Raw genomic sequence first — 17,692 nt, forward strand, 5'->3', positions numbered from 1 at the left:
GCATGAGGCGCTGGTAATTGACTTCGTTCCAGAGAGCGGCGGAAGCGTCCAACAAGTCCCGGAGCAGTTGCTCTCCGGTATCGGAGAGCGGTCGCACGCCGAACGTGTTGGTGCGCTTCACGACGACAGGTTATTATACTTTCAGTCTTAAAGTCTTTTCGTCATGAGACCTAACATCGATATTTCACACACGCTCGGCGGGCGAGTCAAAGACTACGCGGAAGCGAACGATTTGGACCTCTCGGAAGCCTATACAGAGGTTTTAGATGCAGGTCTGGATGCATTGGAGACACAGGACCAGCAGTAACGCGGCGGTTTCTTACCTGGGCTTACGCGCTTCACGCCCGTCCTCGAAAATCGAAGATTTTCGGTTGCAGCAAGACCGAAGGTCTTGCCATGCCCCTGTTCGGTCCTCGGTTCCGACCAGGTGTCGGAACACTCTTCCCTCACGGGAAGGGCGGGACTCTCGCGCTATTACAGGCGGGATCGAATTTATCTTGCTGCCGGGAAAATATCTATGGAGAGAGATGTACGAGAAAATCCTCCTCCCGGTCGACGACACGACCGGCAACGCCGAGGTGCTCCATCACGCCGCAGAGATCGCGAACTACCTCGACAGCGAGATCCGGCTGTTGCACGTTGCCGACACCGAACAGCACAGTGTGACACTCACCGACGAGGGTGTCGTCGACGGCCTCGTCCGGCGCGGCGAGGAGATCGTCGCGGAGGCTGGCGAGACCCTGGAAACGCTCGGCGTTGCACACAGCACCGACGTGGTCCAGGGGACGCCGGCCGAGACGATCGTCGAGTACGCCGAGGGGTTCGACCAGGACCTGATCATGATGTCCACGCACGGCCGTGAGGGACTCTCGCGGTTCCTGCTGGGCAGCGTCACCGAAAAGGTCGTCAGATTGTCGGACGTGCCGGTCCTAACTGCACGCATGCAGGAAGGGGACACGTTCGCGTTCCCGTATGACCGTATCCTGATCCCGACCGACGGGAGCGACACTGCGGAGCGGGCCGCCGAGCATGCACTCGATCTTGCGGAGCTCTCCGACGCGACCGTCCACGCCCTCTCAGTCGTGGAGACGGCCGCGCTGGGCCCGGACGTCCGCTCGGACGCGACCAGCGACGAGTTCGATCAGGGTGCCCGGGAGGCGGTCGCCGACGTCGCCGCCAGGGCCGAATCTCGGGGTATCGACGCCACGACGGGGGTCGAGACCGGGTCTGCCGACGAGGAGATCCTCGAGGCTATCGACGAACGCGATTGTCAGGCCGTCGTGATGGGGACGACCGGCCACCGCGGTGTCGACCGGATCCTGCTCGGCAGCGTCGCGGAGAAGACGGTTCGCTCGGCTCCCGTTCCGGTCGTGACTGTCCGGGTGGATGAATGAAAGCGGACCGCCGAACTGGACCGGAGCCGACGCGTTCAAGACCGCGGACGGCGAGATTTCGACAATGGCAGGCTCGAACGCGAAGGGAGATCGCCGCGAGCGCGAACTCGTCAACGAACTCGACGGCGCAGGCTTCGCGGTGATGCGTGCACCGGCCAGCGGGTCGGCCACCGAGCGGGAGTTACCGGACGTGCTCGCGGGCGACAGCGAGGACTTCTACGCGATCGAGGCCAAGTCAAGTGCCGGCGATCCGATCTACCTCGACGGAGAAGAGGTCGAGAATCTGGTATACTTCGCGCAAAATTTCGGGGCCAAACCCCGCATCGGCGTGCGATTCGATCGCGAGGACTGGTACTTTTTCCATCCTGCCGACCTCTATACGACCGACGCCGGGAGCTACCGCGTCAAAAAGGAGACAGCGCTGTCCGAGGGGACTGACTTCGCCGAACTCGTGGGAGAGTCCGAACGGACGAGCCTGACGGAATTCGACGGCAACGAGGAGTGATCGGTCACTCGAGAGCGAGCGGCGACTCGTCGTTTGATCCGTCACCGAGCATCGATGTTGTCGGCCGTTCGTCCCCTTCAGCGGCCGAACGCGTCTCGACCTGACGGCGTTCCAGCCGGGAGAGCGGGAACGCGTAGCGTTTCGGCTGAGTCTCTCTGGCGACATCGCCCACGTAGACGGCTTCGACCACTGGGTCGTCGCCGGGATACGCCCGGTTGGTGGGGTATTCCGCCACAGTACAGTCGGCATCAGGGAGCCAGACCCCCTCGGCAGTGTCGGACTGGACATCGACGACGTGTAGCCAGTCGCCGGTTTCGCGATCGACGACTCGATCGCCGGGTTCGAGGCGACAGTGCGGACAGAGCTGTGGGTTGGGGGCGTCCTCGGGGACGAACGTCTCCGTTCCGCAGGCGTCACAGGCGACGCGGCGCTGTCCGGGCGGCGAGACACGCCCCAGAGTCACCTCGAGAGCAACCCGGCGGAGGTGCTTGCAGCGCTGCTTGCGGATCTCGTGGTCGGGACAGGTACACGTTTGACCGGGCAGATCGACGACGTAGGTGGCGCCGCTCGCGCTGTCGACAGCGTAGCGCCCGTCGCCGATCGAACGGACGGCCATCGGTTCGGTCCAGGCCCGGGCCGCCCGCTCGTCCATCGAACGAGGGTCCGGTGCGAGTGGAACACGATCGTCCCGGACAGAGTGGTCAATATCGGTCATAGGGGCTCGGACGCGGCTCGTTTCTTGACTGCGTCCACCTGAAACTACGGTCTCGAAGCCCCTAAATCATGCGGCGGTCCGGCACACGAACGGCGTTCGGAATCCGGTGACGCTTCGAAGCGCTTTTGCACCGGCCAGCGGAACGGTTAGCAACGAACATGGATCGGGAAACGCTGTTGCAGGTCGCCGTCTCTACCGTCGTCGTCCTGCTTTTCATCGGCGTGCTGGCCGTTCTGAGTAGCTCGTTCACGACGGACGACACGCTGACGCGGACCGGCGGCTACGCCCTGGTCGGCGCGCTGTTCGGGTTCGTCGTCGTCATCTCCGCCGCCGGACTCCTGGTGACGCGCTACGGGGGCAACGAGGATGAAAACGACAGTGACGACGAGAACGGCGACGACGACAGCTAATCGTCACCGCTCTCGCGTTCGCGCCAGTCGGTCATCTCTGCTTCGTCCGTGTCCTCGAGTTTCGCCTCGTAGTAGCCGAGCGGATGGGAGATTTCCTCACAGAGATCGTCCATGTTGACGCAGTCGCCGTAGGACTGCATCGTGGCGCAGGCTGGTGGGGAGTATTCCGTCGGCGAGGTCTCCCCGCGGATGTGGTCAGTCTGGTAGCGGGTCATCTCCTCACCGAACCCCGGGTTCACCTCGTAGAGGTCGACAATCTCGTCAGTGGACATGCCGATCGACGCCAGGAAGGAAGTGATCGCAAAGCGGGAGTGATGGGCGAGGTGTTCGCCCTTCTGGATCTGATCGAGCAACGCGGTCATACACGGCGGGAACAACTCGGGGACGACCGCGTCGATGTCCCGCGTCAGGTCGAGTTCGTCAAGGCGCTCCTCGATCGCTTCGACGTCTTCGGTCAACGCCTCGGCGATCGCGTCGGGGACGGTAAGCGGCAGCCCCGAAAGGATCCTGTCCTCGACGGCTTGCCGGAGGAGTTCGAGCAGTTCTTCGCGCTCGACCGGCACGCGACCGTCGGCCAGCGAGCGGTTGACCAGGGCCCACTCCTCGCCGTACTGGCCGGCGGCCAGTTCCAGATATGGGGCGACGGCCACCGAGAACCGCTCGGCCTCGTTCAGCCCACCGGTTCCGATCGGTTCGACCGCATCCCGGCGATCGAACTCGGCCAGCAACGTCGAGAGATCGAGACCACGACGCTCGGTGGTCCTGAAGGAAGTCGCTTCGAGGTCCTCCTGGAATCGCTCGTGAGCCGTCGCGGCTTCCCCGCGCGCGTACCGATGGGTGAGCGCCGGCTGATCGATCAACGAGACGAGGACGCGGGCGACCGGATAGGAAAGCAATTCCACGCGCGGGCGACGGTGGGTATCGCCGACCGTTCCTTCGAACAGCGCCGAGACGACGCGCTCGCGACCGCGATCGACCGCCGGACCACGCTCGGCGACGACGGTCGCCAGATCGACATCGGCTGCCTCGACGGCCTCGCGGGCACTCCCCAGGAACGGATAGCGCGCGTGCAACGGCTCCATCGACGCAGGGGTACCAACCGCGGGCGAATAAACCCTCGGGAGCGGATGCGTCACACGCGAGCGTGACAGCTACTCCTCGTACTTCGACTCGATCTCCCGGATGACGCTTTCGTCCTCACCGCCGTCACTGACCGCGCGGGCGTAGCGCTGGTACTCGTCGCGACTGACCTCGACGGTTCTGGTCTCGCCTTGCCGGGTGAGACGCAGGCTGACCGTCCCGTGGGGGTTGTTGCGGACGTGATAACTCGCCAGCGCCGAGAAGACGAACCACAGGGCGAGACACCCACCCAGGAAGTAGACCACGGCGGTGTGAAACGCCAGCGACGACTCGCTGGCCGTCCAGTGAGCGGGGTAAGCGTGCCAGTACAGTACGACACCCGCGACGGCGACGAGCGCGCCGATCCCGACGCCGACGCGCTGACGTCGGGAAGCCGGTAACCCGGCGACCACGCCCAGCAGCGCCGCGGGGACGCCCAGGCCGGCGATCACGCCGGCGATTCGGTAGGAACCGACCTTCCCGAGGCCGAGAGTGTCGGATAGCGGCGTCGCGACGAGGACGATCGCGGTGACGATGGCGATCGCGGCGGCGGCGAAGACGACGATCCCCGCATAGACCGCCCGGGGATCGCGATCGCCCCACCGGGAATCACCGTAGGCGTCACCGAGACTCGGCATACCCGGGAGTTCGTGACCATCACACAAAACGATACGTCAGACGGGCGCAAGACTGGACCGGAAGCGAACGCGGAAGTACCGCGAAAACGAGCGGTGAGCGCGATCGGTCGGGCGAGGTCGACCCCGATCAGTCGGGATGATCGACGTACGAGAGCACCGGGCAGTCAGTCGCTCTGGACGCGCGGGGCGAGCATGTAGGTGACCGAGCCCTGGCCCTCGGCGATGTCGAAATGCATCTTCACAGGGAACTCCTCGCCGAGTTCCATCCTGACCTCGGCGTCGCTCGGAATCGCCTTGTTCATGTCCTTGAGGTAGTCCAGGGAGAACAGCGACCGGGCGGGCCCGGCTGTCAGGTCGATCAGGTCCCCGCGGTCTAGTTCGAGGTGGACGTCGTCGGTGTCGCCCTCGGCGTCGACGTAGAACAGCTCGTCGGTCTCCTCAACCCCCAGCGCGATGTGGTCGCTGACCATGTCAGAGGCCGTGACGGCCCGATCGAGGTCACGGCCTTCGAGGACGATCTCGGCGGCTAGATCCAGATCCGGCAAGTCGGGTTCCTGGCGGATCGAGTCGGGGTCGATCAACGCCAGCGTGTACTCCAGCCCGTCGATGGCTATCTCGAGTTTTCGGGTCTCCTCGTCGAGTTCGAGGTGGATCAGCTGATCAGTCTCGGCCATCCCGGCGATGTCCTCCAGTCGCGAGAGATTGACGCCGATGACGCCGCCGTCGGTCTCGTAGGATTCGAAGGCCGCCGCTTCCAGAAAGAGGTCGACCATGCCGACGTTGGCCGGATCGACGGCCCGGATGTGCAACCCGTCGTCTTCGAGCCGTAACTTGCACTCCTCGACCAACACGCTGACCGAATCCAGCGCCGCCCGCAACGTGTCCGCGCTCACGATGGCGTTGAACATCTTGAAGCGGGGTACGATCGCATCATTTAAAAAGACTTCATGTTCCGGTAGCGACGATCGCCGGTCCCCCGGCGAGATGGTCGGCAGATCACAGGCGGTTCGTCGAGTCCCCTGGACGGGGCCACGGCCGCAAAAGCCCACCCAGGAACACTACGCCCAGGAGGAGTCCACCGATCGACTGGGCCCAGGTGTGTGCACCCGCGAGCGGCCAGGCGAAGACCATTCCGAGGAGATCACAGCAAGGGGGGCGAAGTGGGTCTCGACTGCGGCCAGGTAGCTGACCGGGACCACCGCATAGAGTTTGTTTCGGCCCTGTGGGTTTCGGTTTCGTCGACGTGGTGTCCGTCGTCGGTGACATCGGAACGAGCAATGCCTGACGTGCTCCGGACGAGTCCACAGCGTCTCCATCCGACGTGCATTTCCCGTTCGACGGCGTCTGGACACGTATGAGCGCGGATTCGCCGTCGATCATCCCGGATCCGGACGGGAGAAGAGACACATGAGTGGGAAAGACGAATACTACAACAGGGCCAAACAGGAGGGGTATCGCGCCAGGTCAGCCTACAAGCTCCAGCAACTCGACGAAACGGCGGATCTGCTGGGCGAGGGCCGGACCGTCGTCGACCTCGGAGCGGCTCCCGGCGGATGGCTACAGGTGGCTGCCGAACGCGTCGGCGAAAACGGCCGCGTCGTGGGCGTCGATCGCCAGCGCATCGACCCACTCGAAGATTCCGACACCCCGGTCGAGACGATCCGGGGGGACATCACCGAAGAGTCGACCGTCGAATCGATCACCGACGCGGTCGGGTCGGCTAACCTCGTCCTCTCGGACATGGCGCCGAACGTCACCGGCGAGTACGAACTGGATCACGCCCGCTCGGTCCACCTGGCCCGCCAGGCACTGGACGTGGCCCTCGAAATACTCGACGCGGGCGGTGACCTCGCGGTCAAAGTCTTTGACGGTCGGGATCTGGAGGCCCTGAAAGAGGACGTCAAAGCGGAGTTCGAGTACGTCCGGGAGGTACGCCCGGATGCCTCACGTGATTCGTCCTCGGAACTGTATCTCGTGGGGAAAAGTCGCCTGACGGCACCCGTTCGGGAGGGTGACACCGTGGAGGTCGATATCGTCGACGAGGGCAGCGAGGGAGACGGGATCGCGAAGGTCGATGGGTTCACGCTGTTCGTCGCGGGCGCGAGTGAGGGCGAGACCGTGACGGTCCGGATTGACGACGTCAAACCGCGGTATGCGTTCGCTCAGCCAGTCGAATGAGAGAAGAGGGGTGGGTAAGCCGATCAGTCACCCATCACGGGCGAAGGTGAGCGGTCACTGCGGCGGACGAACCCGACGACGGCGTAGACAAATGGCGTGTCCAGCAGCGCGGCGCCGAGTTTGACGAGGTACTGGCCGACGATCAGTCCGAGCGCGTCGCCGACGGGCATGCCCTGGAAGGCGACGAACGCAACCGTGATGAAGATCACCGTGTCCACGGCCTGGCTGGTCAGCGTCGACCCGAGGTTACGCAGCCAGAGGAGTCGACCGTCGGTCCGGTCGCGCAGCCAGTGGAAGGTGAAGACATCGAGGTTCTGACTGACGAGGTAGGCGAGCATACTTCCGACGACGATGCCGGTACTCGATCCCAGTACGTCGGCGAACGCCGACTGGTCGATCTGGGAGGCCCCAGAGACCGGCGCTTCGATCGCGAGCCAGACCAGCGCCAGCAGGACGAAGTTCATCGCGAAGGCGACGTTGACCAGCCGGGTCGCATCCTGCCTGCCATACAGTTCGGCGTAGCAGTCGGAGGCGAAGAACGTCACCGCGTAGGCAAAGGCTGCCGCGGGGACGAGTACCGACGCCCCGGCGAGCGGGATCGAGACGGGCAGGTCGATCCCGACGATCTTGCTCGCAGTGACCTGTGACGTGACCAGGGCAGTGACGAACAGCGCGATCAACCCGAGCCGCGGGAGCGGGAGTGGTGAGGACCGGTCAGTGCTCATCGTCGAACCTCCCCTGTCGTTGGTCGATCTCGTCGAGGATGTCAAGCGTCTTGCGGATCGACGCCCGGATAGCCTCACTGCGGTTGACGAACTTGCCGTCCTCGCCGACGTGGTCGTCTAAGTCCGCGAGAAGTTCCTCGGGCACCTCGACGCTTATCTTGGGCATACTGGAAGATTCTCTCTGGAGTACTTCAGCGTCGTGTTTTCGTTCGGAACACCCCTCAACCATCCAACCTTTTTGCGATGGGTTGCGTACATCCACTATGGCACAGATTCTCGTGTGCTATGGGACCAGCGAGGGGCAGACCGAGAAGATCGCCGAGCGGATTGGCGACAGGCTCTCCGAACGGGGCCATCGCGCGCCGGTCAGGAACGTCGACGAAAGCGATCCGGATCCCGGCGGGTACGACGCCGTATTGATCGGTTCGTCGATCCATATGGGCGGCCACCAGTCGCCGGTCGAGACGTTCATCACCGAGAACCTCGAGGTACTCGGGGCGCTTCCGACAGGGTTCTTCCAGGTATCGCTCTCGGCGGCCAGTGACGATCCTGGGGAGCGTGCCGAGGCCGCGAACTACGTCGAAGACTTCGAGGAGTCGACCGGGTTCCATCCCGACCGCGTCGGACTGTTCGGCGGTGCGTTGCGGTACTCGAAGTACGGATTCCTCAAACGACTGCTAATGAAACAGATCGCAAAGCGATCGAGCGGCGATACGGATACCTCGCGGGATTACGAGTACACGGACTGGGGAGAAGTCGACGCCTTCGCCGCCGACTTCGCAGCGTTCGTGGAGGGGCGGCTCGGAGAACGATCGCCAGGGGAGGAGTGAAGATCAGTCACGGACGGTGACGGCTCGGCCACCGCTGTGACCGAGCGATTGATGGGGACTAGAGCAGTATCGAGTGACGAAACGAGCACTGGTGAGAGTATGGTCGAAGTACTACTCGTCGTCGGAGTTCTGATCGCTAGCTTCGTCGCGTACAACGTCGGCGGCGCGACGACCGGCCCGGCATTCGGGCCGGCCGTCGGCGCGGGTGCGATCGGAAAGGTCGCCGCCGCCGGGCTGATGTCGGTAAGTTTCTTCCTGGGTGCGTTCACCATCGGTCGCCGGGTCGTGGACACGTTGGGACGGGACCTGCTGACCGATCCGGGCGTGTTCACCCTGCCGGTCAGCATCGTCGTCCTCTTTTTCATCGGTGGGGCACTCCTGCTGGGCAACGTCTCGGGTGCGCCGGCCTCGACGTCGATGACGGCCGTCGGCGCGATCGCCGGCCTGGGGGTCGCCTCGGGGACGCTCGACTGGGCGGTCGTCGGCGGGATCGTCTCCTGGTGGCTCGCCTCGCCGATACTCGGCTTCTGGATCTCGGCAGTGGTCGGTCGGTACTTCTACCCGCACCTACGACGGTTGATCGCGATCGACCAGTCCGACGGGCCGCTCGTAGTCATCGAGTGGCGAGGGGTCCTCCCGCGTCCGGTCGCCGGATCGGGAACGAGTCGCCGGGAACTCCTCGGGACGATCGTCCTCGTGGCGATCGGGTGTCTGATGGCCTTCTCCTCGGGGACGAGCAACATCGCCAACGCGGTCGCACCACTGGTAGCCGCGGGCGAACTCGACATGGACGTCGCAATCGTCATCGGGTCAGTAGCGGTGGCGGTCGGGGCGTTCACTATCGCCCGCCGGACGATGGAGACGCTTGGCAACGACATTACGGACCTGCCGCTGACGGCAGCGATCGTCGTCGCGGTCGTCGCGTCGTCGATCGTCATCGCGTTGTCGGCGGCGCGCATCCCGGCGAGTTTCGTCGTGATCGCGACGACGTGCATCGTCGGGCTGGGATGGGGGCGGGCGACCCGCGCCGTCACCCTCGAAGACGCCGTCACCGACGGGGAGGCCCCGCAGGTGTCCGTGGGTGCGCTGGCCGCTGACGAAGACGAAGCCACCGTCGGAGAGCCGGGCCTGACCGACCCCGACCACCCGGAACCGGAACCGATCGAGGAAGGGGCCGACGACGACATCCCGGACGCCTCGGAACTGTTCGATCCGAAAACGACCGGGCGCGTGCTCCTCATGCAGAACATCGTCCCCGTACTCGCGACAGTCGCCTCCGTGGTGACGTTCGAACTCGTTTTCGCGCTGTGAGCGGGCGGTCGATCGGCGACGGCTCAGCCCGCCACGTCCAACTGTCGACCGCCGCCCCGGCGGCCGCCGAGCGTGACTACCCAGAGGACGGCGAGTCCGAAGAGGTACGCGAGCGAGGCTGGAACCGCCAGCAGTAGCATCGAGAACATTCCGCCCGGCGTCATGAGTGCCGCCACGGCGAAGAACGCGAGGACGACCACGCGCCAGCGCTTGTACATGGCCCGATATGGGACGATGCCGCCGCGGTCGAACAACAGCATCGTCACCGGGATCTCGGCAAGCAGGCCGATCCCGACAGTCGTGAACACGACCAGCCAGCCGAAGCTGTTGATCCGATAGGCGACGACCATGTGCGCTCCCAGGGCGTCGGCGGCCAGCCAGGAGATCACCGAAGGAGCGACGTACGTGTAGCCGACGTAACTGCCAGCCGTCAGTCCGAGGACGATCGAGCCACCCCAGACGAGCAACACGCGACGGTCGCCGGTGACGAAACCGCGTTCCTCCAGGGCCGGCCAGACGTAATATAACACGAGCGGCAGAACGGCCACGATCGCCAGCAACGTCGAGAACTTGATCTCGAAGATGAGGTGCTCGACGGGATGTAGTGCGACGATGTCGACGTCTACGGCCATCTCCGGAGGAAGCCGTGAGACGAAGTCGTTGCGGATGTCACCGATCCCACCGGAGTAGAGGTACATGAACGACGCGGCCAGGACGGCCCCGAAGACGGCCACGATCCGGAAGGCCTTGGACGTGAGCGAGTCGACGATGAACCGCAGGTCATAGAGGTACCCGCCGATGTCGTCCTCGGTGGTCTCCTCCTCGGTGAATGCGTCGACGACGCCCGCCGTCGTCTCGGAGACGACGTTCCCGCCATCGTCTGTGGCTTCGGCCCCACTCTCGTCGCTCTCGGCCCGCTCGGTCGCCTCGTCGAAGCGTTCGAGGATGAGTTCGGCCTTCTCGGCCTCGCCGTCGTCCATGGCTCGCTGGGCGTGAGTCAGCGCCTCCTCCTCGGAGAGAGACTCGAACGCCTCGGGCGGCGCGGCCTCGACGCCGGCCCGGTCTAAGTTGTCCAGGTCGATCGAACTCGGATCGCCCAGCGCCCTGGCGGCCGGCCCGGCCAGTTCGCTGAGTTGCCGGTTGACGATCCGGTAGCCCAGCCAGGCGACGACGAAGACGGCCACGAGTCCCGCCGCCAGCGCAGATACGAGGTCGTTGTTCAGTCCCGTCAGCTCCCCCAGCGTGGGGACTCCGATGTCGAACGGAAGGACGGCGAGGCCGTCGTTGAGGGCCGCGATACCGCCGCGAGCGAAGAAGCCGAAGACGACGGCCGCGGCGAGAAGGCCGCCGCCGGCCAGGACGTTCCAGCGGTCAGCGAGGGCGGCGGTGACGTCGATCCGCTCGCTGGATCGCTTGGCGACGACGACCGTCCGCGTGATCCGGAGGCTGATAGCGTACAGCCCGACCAGCGGCGTCGCCCACATGAGCTGGGTGAGCGGATCCGGCGGCGTGAACACCGCGCCGCCGGCGTATAGCCCGAGAACGGCGTACTTCCACTTGTCGCGGAAGGTCTCGTAGGGGACGATCTCGCTGTAAGCGAGGGTGCTCATCACGAGCGGAAGCTGGGCCGCGATGCCGAACGAAAGCGCGAGCAGGAAGACGAATTGTGCCCACTTGACGATGTGATAGGTCGGCGTCAGCCCGGCGTTGAGCGCGTTGTTCGCCAGGAAGGCGAACATGATCGGGAAGAAGACAGTGTAGGCGTAGAAGATCCCGCCGACGAACAGGAGTACCATTGCCAGCGCCAGCATGACGAGTTTCCAGCGGGCGATCGGCGTCTGGGGCCACCAGCCCCGGCGTCTGAGGGCGCCCCGCGAGAAGTAGACGAAAAGCGGGAGGGCCAGCAGGATCCCGACTGCGAGCCCGATCTTCACCTGCAGGAGGATCACGTCGAAGGGCGTGACAGCGATGACGCGGGTGGCCTCACGGGTCTCGACGCCCATCTGGGAGAACAGATCGGCCTTCAGTCGGTCCCAGACGTACACCCGCAGGAACCAGATCGAGCCGACGAGTCCGAGCACGAACGCGATGAATACCTTCTGGAGGTCCTTCTGGGCCGATCGAAGCATCGCACCCATGGTCTCCCGGCCGTTGGCGAGCGTGCGGCGGGTCCCATCGTCGAGCGCGCCGGACATGGCGTTCGATGTGGGTAACAGAACCCTCGTTATCAATTTATCCATCGCCCTGCCCGCGTTGGCGAAAAGAAGGCTTACAACGGGTGGGGGCTAACTCGCCGGAACGATGACCGACGGCGACGGCTCCGGGAACGGTGATGGGGGCTCCGATCCCCCGAGAGAGGGGTCGGAAGGGGCCGACGAACCCGGGGACGGCGTCGCCGACGAACCGACGGACACGAATACCGACACCGGCGAAGAGAGAACTGAACCCGACGATCGGGATCCTGACCGCCCCGCCGACTCGAACGAGGAGCGACCGGAAGCATTCGAATCCGACGAGCAACGCGAGAGCGGCGACGAGAGAACGGTTCAGGACGACAGCGAAGGAGCAACGAGGGACGACGGGCAGAACTCAACCGAAGACCACCGCAGTGAGGGGGACGGTGGAAGGGCAGCCGAAGACGACGACGGAGAAACCGACGAGGAAGGCGGGGATGGGGAAGCAGGAGACGGGAGAGAGGAAGGGAGCGACGATGCGGACGAGAAGTCGACCCGGAAGAATGCTCCCCGACGGGAGACGGGACCGAGTCTGGTCCCGGATGCCGAAGGGCCGAGTGAAGAGGGAGCCGCCAGCGCCGAAGGGCGGGCGTATCGCGGTCCCCCCGAGGGAGAGGCTCCGGTCGGAGAGAGTCCTTCACTCGAGGAGGCCGGAGAACACGCACCCGACGACGAGGAGATGCCACTGGCGGATCACGTCGAGGAGATGGTGCGTCGGCTGGGTGTCGTCCTCGTGTTGATGGCCGGGGTGAGTGCCGTGATATTCCCGTTCGGCGAGCAGATTATCAACGTGATCTGGTACTCGTTCCTGCCGGGCACCTACGAGCTGTGTCCGACGACGAGTCAGATACCGACCGATCCCGTCGGCGTGATTACCGCCGCGATGGTCGATGTCGGCGCGGGCCCCGGCGTCACGATGGCCGAGGGGGCGACGATCAAACCGGCATGTCCCCGCGTCTACCAACCGCTGGCGACTATCTTCGCCCGGTTCAAGGTGGCGACCCTGGCGGGGTTCGTCATCGCACTGCCGGCGTTCGTCTACGAGACGTACCTGTTCATGCGTCCCGGCCTCTATCCACGCGAACGCCGGTACTACCTCGCCGCGGTGCCGACCAGCCTGATCCTGGCGACGGTCGGCATCGCCTTCGCGTACCTGCTCGTGTTGCCGGCGATCTTCACGTACTTCCTGTACTACTCGGAGGGCGCCGCCGACATCGCCTTCGGCCTGACCCAGACCTTCGATCTGATGGTCCTGATGATGGGCTTTTTCGCCGCGATCTTCCAGATCCCGCTTTTCATCATGCTCGCGATCATGATGGGCGTCACCTCCCGGCAGTGGCTGGCCGACCGTCGGCTGCTGTTCTGGGCTGCCTTCGCCGGGATCGCCTTCATCTTCAATCCGGACCCAACGGGGATGGCGCCGTTCATCATCGCCGCGACGATGATCGCGCTGTTCGAGGGGACGCTGCTGTTGCTGTCCTGGACGGGTAGCGAGGGACTGCTTCCTTCCCCGGACGCAGTGGCTGCCCACCGACCGTACGTCTGGGTACTTGCGGGCGTAGCTGGATACCTCGCCAGTGACACACCGGTCCCCGAGGGCTACTACGAACAACTGCCCGGCCTCCTCCGTGGATTCATCGAAGGGAACGATCTGGTCGGGATGACGCCCCTCGTCGTGGGCGGAGTGCTCATCGCCGTCTACGAACTCGCCGTGTTCGTGTTACGCCGGTATCTCCCCGTGGGCGCGTGGCGCCGGAAACTGTTCTCCGGTCGGGTGTCGTTGTTCCGCGTCCGAACGCCAGTCTGGATCGTCTCGCTGGTGATCGGCTATCTCGCCAGTCCGAACCCGTTCCTGCTGGACCGGGCCGGGACTGTCGGGCTCGAACCAATCGAAGCGGCGGCACTGACGGTCGGCCTGATCGTCACTTTCGAAGTTGCCCTCGTCGTCTGGCGATATCTCCGCCCGGACGAGGACGAGCAGTTACCCCTAGAACGGTGACGCACTCACCGCCGGCTATCAGTTACTGATCGCCAGCCGCCGGGTACTCCGCGGAGAAGACGTCCGTGAGCGCGTCGGAGGACTCGCTACTCGCGGGTCGTTCCTCCCCGCTTGTGGTTTCCGAGACCTCACTACGCTCGATCTCGCTACTCGCGGGTCGTTCCTCCCCGCTCGTGGTTTCCGAGGGGTCACTTCCTTCAACCTCGCTGGCCGGGCTGACGCTCCCTGTGCGATACCCTTCGAGATCGAGAGTAACGTGTTCGAAGCCCAGATCGCCGATGTGTTCACGGGCCGCCCGGACGAACTCGGGATCCAGGGCCGCCTCCAGTTCCTCGGCACCAACCTCGATCCGGGCGATGCCGTCGTGATCGCGGACACGGAATTGCTCGAAGCCCCACGTCCGCAGGACACGCTCGGCCTTCTCGATGCGCGTCAGTTTTTCTTCGGTGACCTCCAGTCCAGTCGGAATGCGCGAGGACAGACAGGCCATCGACGGTTTCTCGGCCACAGAGAGATCGTAGTATTCGGCGATTTCCCGGACCTCCTCCTTGGTAATGCCGTGTTCGAGCAGGGGCGAGTAAGCGTCGAGTTCGTCGACGGCCTGGAGGCCCGGACGATGACCATCGCCGGGATCAGAGGCGTTTGTGCCGTCACAGACGGTGCCGATGCCGAGTTCGTGAGCCCGGTCGAACATCGCCGAGAGGCGCATCGACCGGCAGTGATAGCACCGATCGCCGTCGTTGGCGACGAACTCGTCGCTGTCGAGTTCGGAGAACGTCACCACGTCGTGGCGAATGCCAATCTCCTCGGCGACGCGACCGGCCTCGTCGAGTTCCGCTTCCGGGAGCGTTTCGCTTCTGGCCGTGCAGGCGACGGCGTCATCGCCCACCGCATCGGCGGCGATGGCGGCGACGACGCTCGAATCGACCCCGCCGGAGAACGCGATCAAGACACTGTCGCGCTCGGCCAGGTCTGCACGGGCCGCCGCGAGTTTGTCCTCGACGGTCCGCTGGCTTGATTCCATCGCCGTGCGGTAGGGATTGGACGCGCAAAAGCCCGTTGTCCAGGGGACCCAGTCGCTATCGGTGATCGACGTCCGCCCAGTCAGAATCTGCTGGTTACCGAACGATTACCCCGTGACGTCCCTCAACTCCACTATGGATCTCTCGCTCGTCGACCTCTCGCCGGTCCCCGATAGTGGCACTGCGACCGACGCCTACGAGAACACCGTCGCCGCCGCACGGCAGGCCGAAGCACTCGGCTACTCGCGGTTTTGGGTGGCCGAGCACCACGCGATGGCCGATACTCTCGCGGGAACCACCCCCGAAGTGCTGCTGGGTCACCTCGCCGCAGAGACCGACACGATCCGACTTGGATCGGGTGCCGTCCTGCTCAACCACTACAGTCCCTACAAGGTCGCGGAAGTGTTCGGCACGCTCGATGGACTCGCACCGGGCCGGATCGACGCCGGTCTCGGGCGGGCGAACGGCTCGCCGGCTGCCGACCGCGCCCTCGGGACCGACCGCCGCGTCGAGAACCCCGACGAAGATCACCACGAGAAGATCGACGCAGTCATCTCCCACCTTTATGAGGAGTATCCCGACGAACATCCCTACAGCGATCTGGAGATCCCGCGCTCCGGTGAGAGAACCCCGGTTCCGTGGGTACTCGGTTCGAGTCCGTCCAGCGCGACAATCGCGGGCGAACTCGGCCTGCGATACTGTTTTGCGGCGTTCATCCGGCCGCAGTTCGCGACGCGTGCCTTCGAGACCTATCGTGAGCACTTCGAGCCCTCGGAACGTGGTGGCGGCCTCGATGAACCCGAGGGGATGGTGGCAGTAAACGCGATCGCCGCCGAAACCGACGAGAAGGCAGCGCGCAAGCGGGCAGTGGCCGAAGCGTCCTTCGAGCGAATGGCCCGCGGGGTCGTCGGCTCGACGCCCTCCGTGGAGGAAGCGATCGACGAACTCGGCGGCGTACCCGAGCCGACGCCAGCCACCCTCGACGCGGGCGAGTGGCCGCGGGCGATCTCGGGGAGCCCGGAAACCCTCACGGGATTGCTCGACCAACTCGCCGACCGAGTGGGCGTCGGGGAAGTGATGATCCAGCAAGTCGTCTCCGATCACGCCGACGCGTTGCGATCCCACGAATTACTGGCAGAGCGCATCGGGCTCACGTCGTCCTGAACGGGCACTTCGAGTCCGATCCAGAGAGGGGGGCTTAAAGGAGAGGAAGGACCAAAAGGACTCAATGGCGACCGACGAGGCGATCGCCCGGGAGGCCTTCGAGACCGCGGCCACGATCATGGTCGTCCTCGACGCCGACGGGGTCGTTCGACGGATCAACGACAGGGGGTGTCAGGTGCTGGGCTACGACCGGTCCGAACTGGAAGGGGCGGAGTGGTTCGAGACGATCGTCCCGGACGGCAGCGACGTCGGACTGACCGAGGTTCTGGATCGGGTCCGGTCGGGCGAAGAGAGTGACGTCCACGAGAACACGGTCCGGACCAGCGAGGGCGAGATCCGGTGGATCAAGTGGCACGTCGCCGGACTGCGAGATGACGACGGGACGGTCACGGACCTGCTCGTCTCCGGGTCTGACGTCACCGATCGCGTCGAGACCGAGCGCCGCCTCAGGCGGTACGAGCAGGCCATCGAGAGTTCGACGAACCTGCTAGCTGCGATCGACCAGGACTACACGTACGTCCTGACCAACCGGCGCTATCGGGAGTTCTACGGCATCGAAGGGGCGAGCGCCGACGACCGGTCGGTCGCGGACGTGCTGGATCCCGAGCAGTTTGCGGAGGTCAAGCCCTACATCGACCGGGCACTCGACGGCGAGTCCCTGGAATACGAGACCGAACGCGTCGATCGTGACGGGAACGAGCGGACCTTTCATGTTCAGTACTTTCCACTGGAAGCCGAGAACGACACGATCCAGGGGGCAGTGGCGGCCTTACAGGACGTCACCGACCGAAAAGAGCGATCCAAACAGCTCCGCCGGGAGGTCGAGCGCCTAGAGGAGTTCGCGAGTGTCATCTCCCATGACCTGCGCAACCCGCTGAACGTCGCCCAGGGGCGACTGGCGCTGTTGTCCGAGGAGATCGACAGCGATCACATCGAGCCGATAGACCGGTCGCTGGAACGGATGGAGGTGATCATCGAGGACACGCTGACCCTTGCCAGACAGGGTAAGACGGTCGGCGAAACCGAGTCGGTGGCGGTCGCGGACGTGATCGGGCAGTGCTGGGTGTCGGTGGCGACCGGCGAGGCGGCCCTGTCCTTCGACGAGCGGTTCACGATCTGGGCCGACCGTGATCGCCTGCGACACGTCTTCGAGAACCTGTTCCGGAACGCGGTCACTCACGGCGGCCCGAACGTCACCGTCCGGATCGGTCGGACCGACGGCGGGTTCTACGTCGAGGACGACGGCCCAGGGATCCCGGACGGCGACCGGGAGTCGATCTTCGAACCGGGCTATACGACGGTCGAGAGTGGGACCGGGTTCGGGTTGACGATCGTCCGGGGGATCGCCGAGGCTCACGGCTGGACGGTGACGGCGACCGCCGGGACCGAGGGGGGCGCGCGCTTCGAGTTCGACGACGTCGACATCGTGGCCTGATCGATCCGGACCG

General features: G+C 64.9%; 16 protein-coding genes and 2 pseudogenes. 9 read left to right on the forward strand and 9 right to left on the reverse strand.

What is annotated here, in order from left to right; translation table 11 throughout:
- Window positions 1-121, reverse strand: a pseudogene (locus tag E3374_RS17970) (RNA-guided endonuclease TnpB family protein); the annotation flags it as partial.
- Between the two features lie 406 nt (window positions 122-527).
- Between E3374_RS17970 and E3374_RS09245 the strand changes: the two are divergent.
- Together E3374_RS09245 and hjc are read left to right on the forward strand one after the other, a co-directional pair.
- The gene (locus E3374_RS09245; protein ID WP_136688804.1) at window positions 528-1,394 is read left to right on the forward strand and encodes a universal stress protein; all 867 of its coding nucleotides are present in this window, start codon (window positions 528-530) and stop codon (window positions 1,392-1,394) included.
- Between the two features lie 64 nt (window positions 1,395-1,458).
- Window positions 1,459-1,896, forward strand: a pseudogene (hjc, locus tag E3374_RS09250) (Holliday junction resolvase Hjc); the annotation flags it as partial.
- A gap of 7 nt (window positions 1,897-1,903) precedes the next feature.
- Here hjc and E3374_RS09255 read toward each other — a convergent pair.
- Window positions 1,904-2,614: an SWIM zinc finger family protein gene (locus E3374_RS09255; RefSeq protein ID WP_136688806.1), complete on the reverse strand. Its 711-nt coding sequence runs from the start codon at window positions 2,612-2,614 to the stop codon at window positions 1,904-1,906.
- Between the two features lie 158 nt (window positions 2,615-2,772).
- Between E3374_RS09255 and E3374_RS09260 the strand changes: the two genes are divergently transcribed.
- Entirely contained in the window at window positions 2,773-3,024 is a 252-nt protein-coding gene (locus E3374_RS09260) for a DUF7472 family protein (RefSeq protein ID WP_136688807.1), read from the forward strand.
- On the opposite strand, the gene priL is transcribed toward E3374_RS09260, so the two are convergent.
- The 3 genes from priL to E3374_RS09275 form a co-directional block, all read right to left on the reverse strand.
- On the reverse strand, window positions 3,021-4,106 hold the full coding sequence (gene priL / locus E3374_RS09265; protein WP_136688808.1) for a DNA primase regulatory subunit PriL: 1,086 nt from the start codon (window positions 4,104-4,106) through the stop codon (window positions 3,021-3,023). The genes E3374_RS09260 and priL overlap by 4 nt on opposite strands.
- Before the next feature lie 69 nt (window positions 4,107-4,175).
- Complete coding sequence (locus E3374_RS09270; RefSeq protein WP_136688809.1) at window positions 4,176-4,781, reverse strand: DUF7139 domain-containing protein; 606 nt, start codon at window positions 4,779-4,781, stop codon at window positions 4,176-4,178.
- Between the two features lie 164 nt (window positions 4,782-4,945).
- Window positions 4,946-5,689, reverse strand: coding sequence for a DNA polymerase sliding clamp (locus E3374_RS09275; RefSeq protein WP_136688810.1), 744 nt, complete (start codon window positions 5,687-5,689; stop codon window positions 4,946-4,948).
- Between the two features lie 499 nt (window positions 5,690-6,188).
- Here E3374_RS09275 and E3374_RS09280 point away from each other — a divergent pair, with 499 nt between their 5' ends.
- A complete protein-coding gene (locus E3374_RS09280; protein ID WP_136688811.1) occupies window positions 6,189-6,959 on the forward strand; it encodes a 23S rRNA (uridine(2552)-2'-O)-methyltransferase in 771 nt (256 codons plus the stop codon).
- A gap of 23 nt (window positions 6,960-6,982) precedes the next feature.
- Here the strand turns inward: E3374_RS09280 and E3374_RS09285 are convergent, their stop codons facing one another.
- On the reverse strand, window positions 6,983-7,684 hold the full coding sequence (locus tag E3374_RS09285) for a queuosine precursor transporter (protein ID WP_136688812.1): 702 nt from the start codon (window positions 7,682-7,684) through the stop codon (window positions 6,983-6,985).
- On the reverse strand, window positions 7,674-7,850 hold the full coding sequence (locus tag E3374_RS09290; RefSeq protein ID WP_136688813.1) for a ribbon-helix-helix domain-containing protein: 177 nt from the start codon (window positions 7,848-7,850) through the stop codon (window positions 7,674-7,676). Before E3374_RS09290 ends, E3374_RS09285 begins: the two co-directional genes overlap by 11 nt.
- 97 nt (window positions 7,851-7,947) lie before the next feature.
- Here E3374_RS09290 and E3374_RS09295 point away from each other — a divergent pair, with 97 nt between their 5' ends.
- Together E3374_RS09295 and E3374_RS09300 are read left to right on the forward strand one after the other, a co-directional pair.
- Window positions 7,948-8,514, forward strand: a complete 567-nt coding sequence (locus tag E3374_RS09295) for a flavodoxin domain-containing protein (protein ID WP_136688814.1) — start codon at window positions 7,948-7,950, stop codon at window positions 8,512-8,514.
- A gap of 99 nt (window positions 8,515-8,613) precedes the next feature.
- Window positions 8,614-9,825 carry an inorganic phosphate transporter gene (locus E3374_RS09300; RefSeq protein WP_136688815.1) on the forward strand — a complete coding sequence of 404 codons (1,212 nt, stop codon included), beginning with the start codon at window positions 8,614-8,616 and terminating at the stop codon, window positions 9,823-9,825.
- 23 nt (window positions 9,826-9,848) lie between these two features.
- Here the strand turns inward: E3374_RS09300 and E3374_RS09305 are convergent, their stop codons facing one another.
- Window positions 9,849-12,020, reverse strand: coding sequence for a twin-arginine translocase subunit TatC (locus E3374_RS09305; protein ID WP_136688816.1), 2,172 nt, complete (start codon window positions 12,018-12,020; stop codon window positions 9,849-9,851).
- A gap of 106 nt (window positions 12,021-12,126) precedes the next feature.
- Here E3374_RS09305 and E3374_RS09310 point away from each other — a divergent pair, with 106 nt between their 5' ends.
- Entirely contained in the window at window positions 12,127-14,058 is a 1,932-nt protein-coding gene (locus tag E3374_RS09310) for a twin-arginine translocase subunit TatC (RefSeq protein WP_136688817.1), read from the forward strand.
- Between the two features lie 22 nt (window positions 14,059-14,080).
- On the opposite strand, the gene larE is transcribed toward E3374_RS09310, so the two are convergent.
- On the reverse strand, window positions 14,081-15,082 hold the full coding sequence (larE, locus tag E3374_RS09315) for an ATP-dependent sacrificial sulfur transferase LarE (RefSeq protein ID WP_136688818.1): 1,002 nt from the start codon (window positions 15,080-15,082) through the stop codon (window positions 14,081-14,083).
- Between the two features lie 133 nt (window positions 15,083-15,215).
- On the opposite strand from larE, the gene E3374_RS09320 reads away from it, so the two are divergent.
- The gene (locus tag E3374_RS09320; RefSeq protein ID WP_136688819.1) at window positions 15,216-16,244 is read left to right on the forward strand and encodes an LLM class flavin-dependent oxidoreductase; all 1,029 of its coding nucleotides are present in this window, start codon (window positions 15,216-15,218) and stop codon (window positions 16,242-16,244) included.
- Window positions 16,245-16,308: 64 nt separating this feature from the next.
- The gene (locus E3374_RS09325) at window positions 16,309-17,679 is read left to right on the forward strand and encodes a sensor histidine kinase (protein WP_136688820.1); all 1,371 of its coding nucleotides are present in this window, start codon (window positions 16,309-16,311) and stop codon (window positions 17,677-17,679) included.
- Window positions 17,680-17,692: the final 13 nt, after the last annotated feature.

Source organism: Halorhabdus amylolytica, assembly GCF_004944975.1.
GTDB lineage: Archaea > Halobacteriota > Halobacteria > Halobacteriales > Haloarculaceae > Halorhabdus > Halorhabdus amylolytica.